The following is a 15351-nucleotide window of genomic DNA, read 5'->3' on the forward strand; positions in this document are numbered from 1 at the left end:
GGACATCATCTACGCGCCATTGCCGCTCTTTCACGGCATGTCGCGCAGCATGGGCACGATCCCCGCGTTGCTGATGGGCGCGCAAGCCCACCTGGCACAACGATTCAGCGCGTCCCGGTTCTGGCAGGAAGTCGCCGATGCAAAGGCAACTGTTGCCGTCACGATCTTTACCATCCCGCCTACGCTCAAGGCACTGCCGCCGACGCCACTCGACCGGTCGCACGGTTTGCGGGTGATGTTCAATGCACATCATGACCGCGAATTCGAAGAACGCTTCGGCGTGCGTATCGTCGAGGCGCATGGCATGACGGAACTCGGTCTGACCGTCTACAGTCCTTATCCCGAGCGGCATGACGGTGCCGCAGGGCGTGCCGCGCCCGAGTGGGAAGTGCGCGTGGTGGATGAATTCGACCGCGACGTGCCGACGGGCGAAGCAGGCGAAATGATAGTCAGACCACGGGAGCCCTCGATCATGATGAAGGGCTACTGGAACAAGCCGGCTGAAACGGCCGCAGCACAGCGCAATCTGTGGTTCCACACTGGCGACTTCATGCGTATCGACAACGACGGCTATCTGTACTTCGACGGCCGCAAAAAAGAACGGATCCGCTGCCGTGGCGAAAACGTCTCGGCCTATGAAGTCGAAACGATCGTCGCGCAACATCCCAACGTTCTCGAATGCGCGGTTGTCGCATACCCGGCGGGCGACGGCGAAGACGACGTGCGGCTCGTCGCCATCGTTGCTGAAGATGCCGGCCTGACAGAGGCGCAACTCGGCGAGTGGCTCGAGACACGACTGGCGAAATTCATGCTGCCGCGCTACATCGAGTTTCAGACCAGCCTTCCGAAGACGGCCACAGGCAAGGTTGAGAAATTCCGCATCATGGAAACCGGCTTGCCGGGCGCGCATTGGGACCGGCGGGCAAACATGGCCCGATCGCCGGCTACCGGTAACACCGTCGAAACCCTCACCGCGGACAGCAAGCCATGAGCTCCCCGTTACGAAGCAAGGCGATCGTCGCAGGCATTGGCGCGACGCCGTTCGGCGTTCTGCCGGATGAGGATGCCTACACGCTCGGTATGCAGGCACTGACGGCCGCGCTTGCGGACGCTGGTCTCGAACGCCACGCTATCGACGCGCTGATCGTCGTGCGGATCCCGGACTATCAGCGATTCTCCGAAGGCTACGGCATCGATCCGAAACTGGCATTTGCGCTGCAGGGCCAGGGTCGCATGACCGGCGTCGCGATGGAGCTTGGGGCGTCGCTGATCGCGGCGGGCTCGGCGCGTACGGTTGCCATCGCGTATGGTAACGATGGCCGTTCACGCGGTGCGACATATGGTGGCAGCGGGGATGGCTACGGCAGCGGCAATGCGGCCCTCTGGTCAGCCTATGGCATGACGTCGCCCGGTGCCGTCCACGCGATGATGTTCGCCCAGCATGCTCACCAGTACGGCACCGACCCGCTTGCATTGGCGGAAATTTCGGTGACGTTCCGGCAACACGCGTCGCTGAATCCGCATGCAGTGATGCGTAATCCGATCACCGTGGCCGACCACCAGAATTCGCGTTTCATCGCGGAGCCACTGCGGCTGTTCGATTACTGCCTGATTAACGACGGCGGTGTCGCCGTGGTTCTGTCGACCGCGGACGCCGCCGGGGATCAGCCGCATCCGCCGGTGTACGTGCGGGCGGTCGACACGCAAACCAGCATGGTCGGCTCGGGATTCCCGCCTGCTGACTACTGGCGTGCACCGATGCATGCGCTCGCCCGGTCCGTTTACGCAAGCGCCGGACTGGCGCCGGATGATATGGATGCGCTGATGATCTACGACAACTTCAGTCCTACTGTGCTTTTTTCACTGGAAGGCTTCGGCTACTGCAAACCGGGTGAATCCGGCGCCTGGGTATCGGAAGGCCACCTGCGGCTCGGCGGCCGGTTTCCGGCGAATACGAGCGGCGGCCACCTCTCGGAAAGCTACATGCAGGGTTGGGGCCTGGTCGTGGAGAGCGTGCGCCAGCTACGAAAATCGGCTGGGGCGCGCCAGGTCCCGAATGCTCACAACGTGCACTACATGTGTGCCGCACCAGTCTGCAGTTCAATCATTTTTTCGGATACCCCGTGATGAGAGCGATCGTCCAAGAAGAAACCGGCACAGCCGACGTACTGACGTTGCAGGAGATCCCGGAGCCGGAAGTGCGGCCGACCGACGTGCTGATACGCGTGGCGGCCTGTGGCGTCTGCTATCACGATGTGGTCGTACGGAATGGCGTCTTCCGGCGCAAGGTGCATCTGCCACTGGTGCCGGGACACGAGGTCGCCGGCATCGTCGAGAAGGTGGGGACCGCGACGCACCTGTTCCGTGTCGGCGACCGGGTCTGTACTGCCCAGCGCCGGTCGGTGTGCGGTTATTGCCGGGAATGCCGCTCCGGGTTCGAAGTCAATTGCGCCAGCAAGGAGTTCATGGGCGACGCCCACTTGAATGGCGGCTACGCTGAGCTCGTGGCAGTCAGCGAAGACTGCGTGGCGGCCGTGCCCGCTACGATCCCACTGGATCAGGCATCCATCGTGGCCTGTGCGATCGGCACCGCGCTGAATGCGATTCGCGATGTTGGGAAGGTCCGCCTTGGTGAGAGCGTCCTGATTACGGGGGCGAGCGGTGGCCAGGGCGCGCATGGCGTTCAGCTCGCACGAGCCAGCGGCGCGCATGTCGTGGCCGTAGTCTCGACCGAAGCCAAAGCCGAAGCGGTGCGCGATCTGGGCGCGCACGATGTCATCGTGACTTCCCGCGGCGCGGACTTCTCTAACGATGTGCGGGCCGTCACCAGCGGCCGGGGCGTCGATGTCGTGATCGACAATGTGGGCGCGAGGATTTACGAGCCCGTGCGGCGCAGCCTTGCGAAGCATGGACGCTGGGTGCTGGTTGGCGCACTGGGTGGAGAGACCGCGCCGTTCAATTCCGCCCAGCTGTTTCTGCACGATATCTCGATGCTCAGCGCCGTTAGCTGCTCCCGTCGTCAACTGGAAGATGCGCTGACACTCGTGGAGCGCGGACTGGTCCGGCCGCTGGTAAGCCGTGTGCTGCCACTTGCACTCGCCGCGAGCGCCCACGCCGATCTCGAGCGTTCGGGAGTCATGGGTCGCATTATCCTGAAGCCGGACCCTGAAAAAGCCCTATAAATGGATCAAAAGGCCCTTGACATGAAAGTTTATCGCGTTGACCGGGCTCGGAGTCCCGACTATCTGACGCAGCATAACGAACCGGTACCTCAACCGCAACGCGGTGAGGTGCTGGTTCGTATTCGGGCGACCTCGCTCAACTATCGCGACATCGCGATGCTCAACGGCACCTACCCGCGTGGTCAGCGCGCGGGCCTGATCCCCATGAGCGATGCGGCCGGGGAAGTCGTCGCGATCGGCGAGAGTGTCGATATGTTTGAGGTCGGCAGCCGGGTCATCAACACCTTTCATCCGCGCTGGTATGGCGGCCATCCGCCGGCCACCCTGAAAAACGATGGCTACGGCTCATCGCGGGACGGCTGGCTCGCCGAATACAAGGTGGTGCATCAGGAGGCACTGGTGGCCGCACCCGCTCATCTGACCTTCGAAGAGGCGGCCACGTTGCCGTGCGCGGCGCTCACCGCGTGGACTGCGCTGACGGGGGGCTCACCTGTGCGCCCGGGACACACCGTATTGACGCAGGGAACCGGTGGCGTGTCGGTTTTTGCGATTCAGTTCGCGAAGCTGCTGGGCGCGCGGGTCATCGCCACAACATCGAGCGTCACGAAAGCAGACAGACTCAAGGCCCTGGGCGCCGACGAAGTGATCAATTATCTCGACTTGCCCGAATGGGGCAAAAAGACGCGAGAACTCACGGGTGGCCGTGGCGTTGACCGCGTAGTGGAAGTCGGTGGCTCGGGCACACTGCATCAGTCAATCAACGCGGTTGCCGCGGGAGGAGAGGTTGTCCTAGTCGGATTTCTCGATGACGCCACGCCAGAAGTCGACTTCAAGGCATTGTTTAATAGCGCCGCAGTGTTTCGCCGCAGCTCGGCGGGCGATCGCTCAGCCCTTCAGGACATGCTGCAGGCCATGGAATATGCACGTCTGAAACCTGTTGTTGATAGCGTATTTCCGTTTGAGCGGGCGATCGAGGCATGGCATTTCTTTGAAAGGCGGCGGTCTTTCGGCAAGATCGTCATTGCGCATGGCAGCGCCTGATCTCGCCGGCACAGCTGCGCCCTCATTCGCCATGGACGTACCGGTGCTCCGGTAAGCCCCCGACATTCACCTGAGCAGCGAATACGGCCCCCGCCAGCGGGTTGTTCTGCTCCCCCGAATCAACGCCGGCATAACGGGAGGTGATGAACAGCACGTTATTCTCCCGACCGCCAAAGCACACCGATGTGGGTTTCAGCACCGGCACGCGCACCACCTGATCGAGCCTGCCGTCCGGCGCGTAGCGCGCAACCCGGCCCCGGTCGACCTCGGCGACCCAGAGGCACCCGTCGGCGTCGATCGCGCAGCCGTCAGGCTTCGCGCCGGTGCCGCTGTAGTCGACGACGAGACGGCGTTTGCCAAGCACGGCGCTGCAGAGTTCATACTCGTAGGCCCAGATCTGTCCTGGTACAGTGTCGACGAAATACATCGTCCTGTTATCCGGGCTGAAACGTAGACCGTTCGACAGCATGAGACCCTCGGCCTTTGTCGACACGCGCCCGTTTTCGACGCAGTACAGGCAGCCGATAGCCGATCTTAGCGTCGGATCGTAGGTGCCGGTCCAGAAACGACCCAGTGCGTCGCAGGCGCCATCGTTGAAGCGGACTTCCTTCGGCACCGTGAAACCTGGCGTCAGTGGCGTAAAGTCTTCGTTTTCGAAGGCGCCTGACGCCAGGCCACGCGTGAATGAAACCAGCAGTCGACCATCGCTGCAATGGGTGACGCGCGATGCCTTGTACGGCAAATTTCGCTCGACATAGTTGCCCGTCGACGGATTGCCTTTGAAGAGCTTCCGGTTAATCAGGTCGGTCCAGTAAAGCGATTGTCCGGCGGGATCCCAAAGCGGTCCCTCTCCCAGATCCATGCGCGTGCGAAATACCATCTCCGCGTCGATGGCTGGTACGTTTTCTGACATATTCCTGTTCCTTGCATCAGGTTGTGCGGGACCCCAGCTTGACGACGGCCGGCGGCAGCGACGCGTCAAGGCCGGCCCAGAATCAGCGCACTCTTGTGGCCAGTGCCGCCACCGCTGGTGACGAGGCTGTGCCGCGCGTCGGGCACCTGCATGGTTGAGTCGCCACGCGCCTGGCGTACCCCCTCGATGACCAGATTCAACCCGTGCAGATAGGCCTCGGAGTGCAAGCCGCCCGCCGTGTTGATTGGCAGCCGGCCACCCTGTGCGAGCGCTCCCGAATCAATGAGTGACGCGACTTCGCTTCGTTCGCACAGGCCGTAGTCCGTAAGTCCCATCGGAATGAGCCCGGTGAAGGCGTCATAGATCTGCGCGACATCGATGTCACCCGGCTTTAGCCCGGATTGCGCATAAATCGCTTTGGCGACTTCCGCTGAATTCGTCGTCGCATAGTTTTCGACGGGCATATTGTGCGAACCCATCGGCCCGAGCGTCCAACGGGGACCGCTGGCCTGCGCGGCCGCCAGTATGGGCACGGCTGGCCTTTGCAGACGGCGGGCGAGCTCTTCGGTCGTCACGACGACCGCACAAGCGCCGTCGGTCTCGAGGCAACAGTCGTAAAGTCTGAACGGGTCGGCGATCATCCGGGACGCGAAATACGCTTCGCGCGCCAGTGGGTGACCGCGCATCACCGCGCGCGGATTGGCCTGTGCGTTGGCGCGCAGGGTCAGCGCCAGTTCGGCAAGATGGTTCGCGGTTGTGTCACACTCGTGCATGAACCGCCGGTAGGTGAGCGCCACCATCAGTGCAGGTGACATCAACCCGAAGGGCGCGACGTAAGAGCCCCACATGGGGCGGGCGCGATACTGGCCGTACCGCTCGTATTGTCCCTGGCAGAGCGACCGATACACGACGGCATAGCGGCACTGGCCGGTCGCGACCGCCATCGCGGCGTGCATCACCGCGCCCGAGCAACCGCCGCCGCCGCCGCCCCAGACGATCGACGCATAGCGCAGCAAGGGCGCTGCCAGCGCGGCTTGTACGATAGCCGGCTCATGGCGCTCGAATCCGAACGATGAAAAACCTTCAATCTCGCTCGCGTTGATACCCGCGTCCGCGGCGGCCGCATGGATCGCCTCGATGCACAACGCAAGCTCGGTGGTGTCGTTGAGGCCGCCGTGCTTTGCGTAGGCCGTCTCTCCGACACCGACGATGCAGGGACGGTATTTATGCGGCCAGTCGGGTGTAGGGAAGCTCATCGTGCGCTCTCCGTCGATCCGGATGATGGATTGCGGCGCCTGAATCGGGGCAGCAGCATGCCATTGCCCACCGGTTCAAAACAGACGGTCACGGGCATGCCGATGGCCAGTTCTTCCGGCGGCACAGCGATCACGTTGCTGACCAGTCTCACGTCGTCGGCGTCGTCGAGCAAAATCACCGACACGTTGTAGGGACCGTGCCCCTTGAGCGCAGGATGGACCGCGTGGTGCCCGATCGTGTAGGTGAAAACCGTGCCGTTACCGCTGATCTCTTTCCAGCCCAGGTTCATCGAGCCGCATCGGGGGCACCCCGGCATCGGTGGATGAAAATATCGCGTGCAGCCATGACAGAAGCGGATTCGCAGTGTCTGGTTTTGACACGCCTGCCAGAAGTGCGCGTGTTCCGCGTCCGGTTCGGGTACAGGCATGCCTGAAGGCAGGTAGCTCATGTTTTATGTCCTTCGTATCAATGTCACACGGACGCGCCGTCCATGATCCGGCGCGCTCTCAGGATGACCGGTAAATCGACCATCCTGCCGTCGACCGCGACGGCCGACCCATTGCTCGTCTCCACTGCGCGCAAGACGCGCTGCGCCCACTGGCGCTCTGCCTCGCTCCACGCGTATGCGCGATGCACCGGCTCAAGCTGCTTCGGATGGATGCAGAGCTTGCCGCCAAATCCGAAGCGCCGGCCACGCCGCGCATCGCTTTCGATGACGGCGTCGTCGGTGATCGTGGTGGTCACGCCGTCGACCGGCGCGCCAATGCCGGCGAGCCGCGAGGCCAGAACGATCTGCGAGCGGAACATATGCAGTTCTTCGCCGTCGCCATCGATGCCGAGAGCGATCTGGAAATCGAGCGTACCGAAGGCGACACGTGTGACGCGCGGTGCACCGCACAGCGCCGCAAGCTGCGCAAAGCCGCGCGCCGTTTCGATCATCGGCAAGACACCGATCGCTGGATGCGCGTGCGCGAGAATCGCTTCCACCTGTTCACGCGTTTCGCCCTTCGGCAAGACGATACCGGCGACACCTGGATGCCCCGAAAGCGCTGCGACGTCGTCAGCGAACCATTGGGTGTCGGAGCCGTTGATGCGCACCCATGCGGGCCGCGCCGCTTTGGCCGCAGCAAGCACAGTCGCACGCGCCTCCAGTTTCTGATCCGGCTGAACGGCATCTTCAAGGTCGAGGATGACTACATCAGCGCCGGCGGCGTACGCCTTCTCAAAACGCTCCGGCCGGTTGCCGGGCACGAACAGATACGAACAGGGCAATGCGGCGTTCATGCGCTCACCTGTCCCGATACCGCGAGTTGCGGCGCGCGGCACGAGCCGTCCCCGGTTAGCCGCAAGGTCTTTGGTCGCGTCATACCGCGATAGTGTCGCGATCTCATCAGATGCCGCCTCTCAATAGGAACGCGGGAGACCGAGAATATGCTCGGCCACGTAGGAGAGAATCAGGTTCGTCGAAATCGGGGCGACCTGGTAGAGGCGCGTCTCGCGGAACTTGCGCTCGACGTCGTATTCGCATGCGAAGCCAAAGCCGCCATGAAACTGCAAACAGGCGTTCGCCGCTTCCCAGGACGCATCAGCGGCGAGCAGCTTCGCCATGTTCGCCTGCGCACCGCACGGCTCGTGTGCATCGAAGCGGCGCGCTGCTTCGAAACGCATCAGGCTCGCCGCTTCGACGTTGATGAACGAACGCGCGATCGGAAACTGCACGCCCTGGTTCTGGCCAATCGGTCTGCCAAACACGACGCGCTCCTTCGCGTATTCAGTGACTTTGTCCACAAACCAGTAACCATCGCCGATACATTCCGCGGCGATCAGCGTGCGCTCTGCATTCAGACCGTCGAGGATGTATCTGAAGCCCTGGCCTTCTTCGCCGATCAGATTCTCAGCAGGGATTTCGAGATTGTCGAAGAACAGTTCATTGGTCTCGTGATTGACCATGTTCAGGATCGGTTGGACGGTCATGCCGTGGCCGATCGCCTCGTGCAGGTCAACGATGAAGATCGACATGCCTTCGGATTTTTTCTTCACGTCCGCAAGCGGCGTGGTGCGCGCGAGCAGGATCATCAGATCCGAATGTTGCACGCGCGAGATCCAGACTTTCTGGCCGTTGATCACGTAGCGGTCGCCGCGTCGCTCGGCAGTGGTCTTGATTTTTGTCGTATCAGTGCCGGTGCTCGGCTCGGTCACGCCCATCGACTGCAGACGCAGATCGCCGCACGCGATCTTCGGCAGATACCTGCGCTTCTGCTCTTCGGAACCGTGACGCAGCAGCGTGCCCATGTTGTACATCTGCCCGTGGCACGCGCCCGAGTTGCCACCGGCGCGATTGATCTCTTCCATGATGACCGACGCTTCCGTGAGCCCCAGCCCCGAGCCGCCGAAGTCTTGCGGAATCAACGCGGCAAGCCAGCCAGCTTTGGTCAGCGCATCGACAAATGCTTCCGGATAGCCGCGGGCTTCGTCGATCTTGCGGAAGTATTCGCCAGAGAACTGCTGGCACAGATCGCGAACCGCTTCGCGAATGTCCTGAAAGGAGTCCTGCTGCGTCGTTTGCATGAGATTGAATTCAGATGAGAGTCGTTGGAAGTCAGGCCAGTACGGCGCTCGCGCGCATCGTCAGGTAACCGTCGTGATCTTTGGCCCAGAGGTCAATGGACTTGCCGTCGTCCGAGGGCTTGCCGCAGACGTTGAATGGCTGATCGGCGAAAGTCGGGCGCAGCGCCGTGAACGCGAAGCTCTTCAGCGTCGCAGCGGGACGTTCGCGGCGCACCAGATCGACCAGCAATGTCGCAATCAGCGGACCGTGGACAATCAGCCCCGGGTAATCTTCCACCTGCGTCACATACGGATAGTCGTAGTGGATGCGATGGCCATTGAAGGTCAGCGCCGAGTAGCGAAACAGCATCACAGGATCTGCGTTGATCGTGCGGCGCCACGTTTCACTTTCCGGCGCGGGCGCCGGCTTCGGCGGTGCCAGGCCTGGCTGCGGCGCATCGCGGTAGACGATGTCGTGCTCTTCCTCGATCTTCAACTCGCCTCCCGCCTCGATCGTGTGCTGCACCGTGACGAACACGAGACGGCCCGAACGGCCGGTCTTGTCTTCGATGCTGGCGATGGTCGAGGTGCGCCTCGCGTGTTCGCCGACTTTTAGCGGCGCATGGAAGGTCAGCCGGCCGCCGGCCCACATGCGGCGCGGCAGCGACACCGGCGGCAGAAAGCCGCCGCGCTTCGGATGGCCGTCCGGCCCGACTTCCGCAAGCGGTGCGACGGGCAGGAAATATAGCCAGTGCCACAGCGGCGGCACGGTGTCGCCGGCTTCCGTGCGATCGAGCGTGGCGGCCAGCGCGGTCAGCGGAAAGGCGGAAATGTCGTCGGCCTGAACGGTGTGTCGGTCGATGAATTCATTAAGGGTATAGCTAGGCTCGCGCACGCTATCGATCTCCTGATCCGCCTGTCAGGCAGGCGATACAGCCGGTGTCTGCAGACCGGCCTTCTTGTTAGCTTCAATGTAAGGGCGCGCCTTTTTTCAGGCAGGCTGCATTTCAAACAGGATCAGGCCGCCTTTTTCGCCAAAGGGTCTTAGGACCGCCCGAACTGGCGTGCCGGGGGTCGGCAGCGTGTCAGGCTCATTGACCAGATTGCTATACAGCATCGGGCCTTCCTTCAGCTGCACCAGCACCACGGTGTATGGGACCGCGGCGACCAGTTCCTTGAAATAGGCGCGGTGAAACCGGCATGCGGTTACGATCACGCCTTCGCCGGACAGCGTGACCGACTCGTATTCGCCGGACAGGCACGCGGCGCATCGGGATGCCGGCAGAAGGCGGACTTCGCCGCATTGTCTGCACTTCTGCCCAACCAGCCGGCCGTCTCGAATGCACGACCAGAATGCACGATCTCGTTCCTGCACCGGCGGGGTGGGCCGCAACTCTTCAATCATGTTCTGCTCCGAACTAGGTAACCGGGTGCTGCGAACGCATCTGCAGACCTGGAGTCGTTGAGGTCGGGTTCAGGTCGCTGCGCAGGCCATGGGCTTCGCGCCTGAGGCAAGCCTCGGGACACAGCTGTTAAAAGAGAGGATAGGGTTTCGCCGCGCGCTGTTCAATCCGCGTTCGGCGCATATGGTATATAACCAAATGTATCAGACGGACGGCATATTCGATAACGCGTTCGATCAGGCTCACAGGCGGGTTCGTGATTGCCGTGATCGCGGTATTTTTAGCGGTTCGACGTAGCCGCGCGACTCAACCGCAGCCATTCAGACCAAAGGGGTTGACCGTTGCACCGATCGCTTTCGCCGATCGAACCAGGCGTTTGATTTCAATCCAGATTTTCAAAACGAATCAGTAGCTTATCGTTAGATCCGGCGGGTTTTTTACGAATCCCGGTCGACCCTCCCATTACGACTAATGTCGAGATTCGGCATGCCGTCATCTCCCGCAAACACGCGACAGCACGCTTACCCTCGAAACAACTCATAACCGCGTTGCTGCTCCCTCCGCGGCCATCGAAACACTGACCATCCACCATGAACTGGGCGGCCGCGAGGCAAAAATTCGCACGAAGATCGGTATGCCGAAATAGCGGCTTGCAACAATTTTGAGGTCGATTCTTCCGCCGTCGCGATGCGAACGACGAAGATCTCTTATGGCTGGAGGTATTGGGGAAAGGCGGCAGGCAAGGAGCGGCGGGTGCCGGCTACTTCAGAGAGGGTGACGGAGCGCTCGACATACCGCCGCGTACGGGGAGCCAGTACCTGCATGTCGACGATGATCGGCAACATCGTTAACCGACGCCAGGTACTGCATATGAGGGGGAGTTGATAAACGCGAGCGGCTCCCGCACCCGGAGCGCCGCCCGCTTCAATAGACTGGAGACTAGAACGAATGCCGCATCCCGATCCGCACATCGGACTGCGTATTCGACGACGACGGCGTGAAGCTATAACCGATCACCGCATTCACGCCATCCGACGCACGCAGATAGTCGCCGGAAATATACACATCGGTACGCTTGGACAACAGGTAGTGCAGGCCGAGTGAACCCTGGTTCCAGTGATTGCCTTCGAAGCTCGTGTGCTGATAGCCCCCGTACAGCGACAGCGCAGGCGTGAAGTTATACGAGGCACCCGCTTCATAAACCAGCATGTGCGAGGTCTGCCCGAAGCCCTTGATCGTCGTGTAGGTGAAATCGCCGGAGAGCATCAGGTTGCCGATCGTATAGGCTGCGCCGACCGCAAACGCGCCTTGCCTATCCACCGGGAATGCCGACGAGCTATACAGATCGGTCACCGCGCCGGTGGCCGGATCGACGGACACGGTCGGTTGGCCGAGGAAGGTGCGCGTGCCGATCATCGCGTACGGATCGAAAGCATAGATACCGAACGGATCGTTCAACTGCGTATACGCCACGCCCATGTTGAACGGACCGTGGTCGTAATGCGCACCCACGCTCCATGCGCTCTTTTGGTGAAAGTCGCCAGCAGTGTTGCCGAACGAGTACATACCGCCAAAGGTGAAGCCGGCAAAATCGTTCGACAGGAACTTCACCGAGTTCGGCAGACGGTCGCCGTTCATCCGGTCGAAGTCACCCTGGTGAATCGCGTAGCCGCTCGCCCATGCTGAGATGTTGTACAGAAACACAAACTCTTCGGTCATATCGAGCTGATTACCGAACGAGAAAGTCCCCCACGAATTCTTGATGCCGACGTAAGCCTGGCGCCCGAATTCAGCACCGCCGAATGCATATTGCCCATTGCCCAGGTGAAAACCCGATTCGAGCACGAAGACCGCCTGCATGCCACCACCGAGATCTTCCACGCCTTTGAAGCCGATCCGGTTGCCGTACGAAATGCCGTCGTCGAATTTGAACTGGTGTGCACCGCCGGCATTGTTCACGTAGGTGATGCCGGCGTCCAGAATCCCGTACAGGGTGACGCTGCTTTGTGCATGGGCCGCCGTCGGTGCGCATACCGCGCTTGCCGCGAGGGCGAGTCCCGAAAGACTAACGGCATTTTTCTTCTTCATCTAATTCTCCCCTGCTCTTTGCCTGCGTATTTCGGTGGATAAAGCGATCCCTGCTGCGCGCTGTCTTCCAACGCGCGGCGCTTCTCGCATGACGGGCAGTTCGAAACCGGCTGAGACTGATTGAAACGGATTGAAGCTCACTCACGCAGACCAGGCCGACTAAAGCTGACTAAGCTGATTGAAGCTATCGGCACTGCATACGATCATCTGGTACGCCCGCATCGACGGATCAAGAATACGGGTCCAGATTTATAAGGATTCGACCGGATGCGACATGAATCTGTCGAGTAGCGACCTCGAAGCCAGGAATGGCGGGGTTATTTCACACCGAGTGCGGTTTGGACCGCTTGCAAGCCGTTGCCGCCGCTGGCGGTGTTCACGCCGTCGAGCCATGATTTCAGCAATTCTGGGTGGCGCTTGAGTGCTTCGGTGGCGGCCACATCGACGCCGGTTTTCTTCTCCAGCACTTCGGTAATCACGCCGTTTTCCAGATCGACATTGAACGTGAGTTGCCTGAACAGGCGGCCGATATTCGGACACTGCTCAGCGTACCCGCTACGCGCAACGGTATTGACCGTGGCGCCGCCGTAGTTCGGCCCGAAGTACCTGTCACCACCGTCGAGGTAAGTCAGCTTGAACTTCGTGTTCATCAGATGCGGCTCCCATGCAAGGAACACGATCCATTTCTTCTCACGCGCCGCGCGGTCTACCTGCGTGAGCATGCCGGTCTCGCTCGATTCGACGAGCTTCCAGCTGCCGAGCCCGAATGCCTTGTCGTCGACCATCTTCTTGATGTTCTGATTGGCCGGCGCGCCCGGTTCGATGCCGTAGATCTTGCTGTCGAACTTGTCGGCATTTTTCGCGAGATCCGCGAATGAATGCACGCCCGCGGCCGCCACGTAGTCGGGCACCGCAAGCGTGAACTTCGCGTTGCTCAGATTCGGATGCACGACCTCGATCGATTTTTCATCCTCAAACGGCTTGACGACCGGTGCTTGCGCCGGCATCCAGTTGCCGAGAAACACGTCGATCTGCCCTTTCTTCAGGCCTTGATAAGTGATCGGCACCGACAGGTTCGAGACGTTCTGATGGTAGCCGAGCGCCTTCAACAGCACGCCTGTCATTGCATTGGTGGCGTCGATGTCGGTCCAGCCGGGCCCTGCCATGTTGACCTGCGTACAGGACTGCGGCTCGGCGGCCGCGGCAAAGGTGACCGCCGCGCACAGCAGCGCAACGCCGGATACAGCCTGTTTGAAGAGCTTTTTCATCATGTCGGCTTCCTGTAGGTGGGATCAATCGTAAGCGGGGACATCAACGCGTCACAGCGGGAAAACGTGCCATTGCTTCGAGCGTGTCGAGATCGATGTGATTGCGCATGTAGCGCTGGCTCGCATCGACATGCGGTTGCCAGTCCCATGACGCGACCGTGCCTTGCGTCGTAGCCTCGAAATGGAAGTGACGACGGCGTTGGCTTCTCAGTACTTCGTTGTGCAGTGCGGCGAGATCCCAGCGCTGCGCGATCTCTTCACGAAACGACGCGACCTGCGATGCACATTCAGCGCGCGCGGCGAGGTTCTCGCGTTCCAGCGGGTCCGCTGCGACGTCATAGAGCTGATCAGGATCGGCCGGCGTGTGAATGAACTTGAAGCGCCCCCGCCGTAGCATCACAATCGGCGCTATAGCGCCTTCCGCCAGGTATTCGCCGATCGCTTCGTCGTGGCCACCGCCGGTGCCTTGCAGATGCGGTACGAGACTTTGCCCGTCGAGTGAATCCGGCCACACCGCTGCTTGTTCACCGCGCGCCATTTCCACCAGCGTGGGCAGCAGATCGAGATGCGAAACCGACTCGTGCACACGATGCGCGTCGAACTGCTGCGGCGCATGCACGATCAGCGGGACGCGGCAGCCGCCTTCAAAAAACGTCATCTTGTACCAGAGCCCACGCTCGCCGAGCATCTCGCCGTGGTCGGAAGTCACCACAATAACGGTATCTTTTGCGAGCCCAGACTGTTCGAGCGCGTCGAGGATCGCACCGAACTGGTCGTCGACGTAAGAGATCGCGCCGTAATAAGCGCGCCGCGCATTGCGGATCTGCTGGCCGGTGGGCGGCGTGCGGTCGGTTTCGCACACATGCCGCAAGCGCTTCGAATGCGGATCGGCTTCGTCGAACGAGTCGCGATGCGTGGGCATCTCGATGTCTTCGTCCGCATACATGTCCCAGTACTTCTGCGGAATCGCGTACGGGTCGTGCGGATGCGTCAGCGAGGCGACCATGCAGAACGGCCGGGCATCTTTGCCGGCATGCCGCTCACGCGCGATATCGAAGAGCTTCTGGCGGGTGGTGAACGTGACTTCATCGTCGAAGTCGAGTTGATTCGTGCGCACGCAGGGGCCTGCGTCGATCACCGAACTCATGTTGTGGTACCACGTGGGCCGCGCTTCGAAATCGTCCCAGTTCGGTGTCCAGCCGAAATCGGCAGGATAGATATCGGTTGTGAGCCGTTCTTCGAAACCATGCAGTTGATCCGCGCCGCAGAAATGCATTTTGCCGGACAGGATCGTGCGATACCCTTCGGCGCGAAGATAATGCGCGAATGTCAGCGTTTGCGACGGAAATTCTGCTGCATTGTCATAGGCGCCGATCGCGGACGGCAATTTGCCCGACAAAAACGAAAAGCGCGACGGCGCACATAGCGGACTGGCGCAATACGCCGAGTCGAATACCACGCCCTGCTTCGCAAGGCGATCGAGATTAGGCGTTTTCGTTAGACGATGTCCGTATGCGGCAAGCGCAAACGGCGTCATCTGGTCAGCCATCAGAATGAGAATATTCTGTTTCGTGTCAAGCATTGGAGCGCGCCTCGAATAGAATCGCAAGTGTTGGTGCGGGTGTCGTTGCAAGCGGAACGACCGGCGCCGG

General features: G+C 61.2%; 14 protein-coding genes. 4 read left to right on the forward strand and 10 right to left on the reverse strand.

All coding sequences use genetic code 11. From position 1 onward, the window contains the following. From VFE81_RS02305 to VFE81_RS02320, 4 genes are all read left to right on the forward strand, one after another. Positions 1 to 991, forward strand: a 991-nt coding sequence (locus VFE81_RS02305) for an AMP-binding protein (RefSeq protein ID WP_325043038.1), incomplete at its 5' end; no start/stop codon positions are given. Beyond that, positions 988 to 2127, forward strand: coding sequence for a thiolase family protein (locus VFE81_RS02310; RefSeq protein ID WP_325043039.1), 1140 nt, complete (start codon positions 988 to 990; stop codon positions 2125 to 2127). The genes VFE81_RS02305 and VFE81_RS02310, both read left to right, overlap by 4 nt. After that, positions 2127 to 3182 (forward strand): quinone oxidoreductase family protein, encoded by a 1056-nt coding sequence (locus VFE81_RS02315; RefSeq protein ID WP_325043040.1) that lies wholly within the window; start codon positions 2127 to 2129, stop codon positions 3180 to 3182. Before VFE81_RS02310 ends, VFE81_RS02315 begins: the two co-directional genes overlap by 1 nt. Before the next feature lie 21 nt (positions 3183 to 3203). Next, positions 3204 to 4223 carry an NAD(P)-dependent alcohol dehydrogenase gene (locus tag VFE81_RS02320; protein ID WP_325043041.1) on the forward strand — a complete coding sequence of 340 codons (1020 nt, stop codon included), beginning with the start codon at positions 3204 to 3206 and terminating at the stop codon, positions 4221 to 4223. A 22-nt stretch (positions 4224 to 4245) separates the two neighbouring features. Here VFE81_RS02320 and VFE81_RS02325 read toward each other — a convergent pair whose 3' ends face one another. The 10 genes from VFE81_RS02325 to betC form a co-directional block, all read right to left on the reverse strand. After that, entirely contained in the window at positions 4246 to 5136 is an 891-nt protein-coding gene (locus VFE81_RS02325) for an SMP-30/gluconolactonase/LRE family protein (protein ID WP_325043042.1), read from the reverse strand. 65 nt (positions 5137 to 5201) lie between these two features. Then, positions 5202 to 6392 carry a thiolase C-terminal domain-containing protein gene (locus VFE81_RS02330; protein ID WP_325043043.1) on the reverse strand — a complete coding sequence of 397 codons (1191 nt, stop codon included), beginning with the start codon at positions 6390 to 6392 and terminating at the stop codon, positions 5202 to 5204. Beyond that, on the reverse strand, positions 6389 to 6682 hold the full coding sequence (locus tag VFE81_RS02335; RefSeq protein WP_325043044.1) for an OB-fold domain-containing protein: 294 nt from the start codon (positions 6680 to 6682) through the stop codon (positions 6389 to 6391). Before VFE81_RS02335 ends, VFE81_RS02330 begins: the two co-directional genes overlap by 4 nt. A 182-nt stretch (positions 6683 to 6864) precedes the next feature. Then, positions 6865 to 7677, reverse strand: a complete 813-nt coding sequence (locus tag VFE81_RS02340; protein ID WP_325043045.1) for a CoA ester lyase — start codon at positions 7675 to 7677, stop codon at positions 6865 to 6867. A gap of 120 nt (positions 7678 to 7797) precedes the next feature. Beyond that, positions 7798 to 8961, reverse strand: a complete 1164-nt coding sequence (locus VFE81_RS02345) for an acyl-CoA dehydrogenase family protein (RefSeq protein ID WP_325043046.1) — start codon at positions 8959 to 8961, stop codon at positions 7798 to 7800. Positions 8962 to 8992: 31 nt separating this feature from the next. Then, positions 8993 to 9835, reverse strand: coding sequence for an FAS1-like dehydratase domain-containing protein (locus VFE81_RS02350; RefSeq protein ID WP_325043047.1), 843 nt, complete (start codon positions 9833 to 9835; stop codon positions 8993 to 8995). Between the two features lie 96 nt (positions 9836 to 9931). After that, on the reverse strand, positions 9932 to 10345 hold the full coding sequence (locus VFE81_RS02355) for a Zn-ribbon domain-containing OB-fold protein (RefSeq protein ID WP_325043048.1): 414 nt from the start codon (positions 10343 to 10345) through the stop codon (positions 9932 to 9934). A gap of 937 nt (positions 10346 to 11282) precedes the next feature. After that, complete coding sequence (locus VFE81_RS02360; RefSeq protein WP_325043049.1) at positions 11283 to 12431, reverse strand: porin; 1149 nt, start codon at positions 12429 to 12431, stop codon at positions 11283 to 11285. 317 nt (positions 12432 to 12748) lie between these two features. After that, positions 12749 to 13702, reverse strand: a complete 954-nt coding sequence (locus VFE81_RS02365) for a choline ABC transporter substrate-binding protein (RefSeq protein ID WP_325043050.1) — start codon at positions 13700 to 13702, stop codon at positions 12749 to 12751. Positions 13703 to 13742: 40 nt separating this feature from the next. Further along, positions 13743 to 15281 carry a choline-sulfatase gene (gene betC, locus VFE81_RS02370; RefSeq protein ID WP_325043052.1) on the reverse strand — a complete coding sequence of 513 codons (1539 nt, stop codon included), beginning with the start codon at positions 15279 to 15281 and terminating at the stop codon, positions 13743 to 13745. Between the last annotated feature and the right edge of the window lie 70 nt (positions 15282 to 15351).

It is taken from the genome of Paraburkholderia sp. (assembly GCF_035656215.1).
Lineage (GTDB): Bacteria > Pseudomonadota > Gammaproteobacteria > Burkholderiales > Burkholderiaceae > Paraburkholderia.

Excerpts from the sequence above, each read along its gene's own strand:
- VFE81_RS02310 (WP_325043039.1), top strand. The coding sequence starts at position 988 with ATGAGCTCCCCGTTACGAAGCAAGGCGATCGTCGCAGGCATTGGCGCG.
- VFE81_RS02315 (WP_325043040.1), top strand. The coding sequence starts at position 2,127 with ATGAGAGCGATCGTCCAAGAAGAAACCGGCACAGCCGACGTACTGACG.
- VFE81_RS02320 (WP_325043041.1), top strand. The coding sequence starts at position 3,204 with ATGAAAGTTTATCGCGTTGACCGGGCTCGGAGTCCCGACTATCTGACG.
- VFE81_RS02325 (WP_325043042.1), bottom strand. The coding sequence starts at position 5,136 with ATGTCAGAAAACGTACCAGCCATCGACGCGGAGATGGTATTTCGCACG.
- VFE81_RS02330 (WP_325043043.1), bottom strand. The coding sequence starts at position 6,392 with ATGAGCTTCCCTACACCCGACTGGCCGCATAAATACCGTCCCTGCATC.
- VFE81_RS02335 (WP_325043044.1), bottom strand. The coding sequence starts at position 6,682 with ATGAACCTGGGCTGGAAAGAGATCAGCGGTAACGGCACGGTTTTCACC.
- VFE81_RS02340 (WP_325043045.1), bottom strand. The coding sequence starts at position 7,677 with ATGAACGCCGCATTGCCCTGTTCGTATCTGTTCGTGCCCGGCAACCGG.
- VFE81_RS02345 (WP_325043046.1), bottom strand. The coding sequence starts at position 8,961 with ATGCAAACGACGCAGCAGGACTCCTTTCAGGACATTCGCGAAGCGGTT.
- VFE81_RS02355 (WP_325043048.1), bottom strand. The coding sequence starts at position 10,345 with ATGATTGAAGAGTTGCGGCCCACCCCGCCGGTGCAGGAACGAGATCGT.
- VFE81_RS02360 (WP_325043049.1), bottom strand. The coding sequence starts at position 12,431 with ATGAAGAAGAAAAATGCCGTTAGTCTTTCGGGACTCGCCCTCGCGGCA.
- VFE81_RS02365 (WP_325043050.1), bottom strand. The coding sequence starts at position 13,702 with ATGATGAAAAAGCTCTTCAAACAGGCTGTATCCGGCGTTGCGCTGCTG.
- betC (WP_325043052.1), bottom strand. The coding sequence starts at position 15,281 with ATGCTTGACACGAAACAGAATATTCTCATTCTGATGGCTGACCAGATG.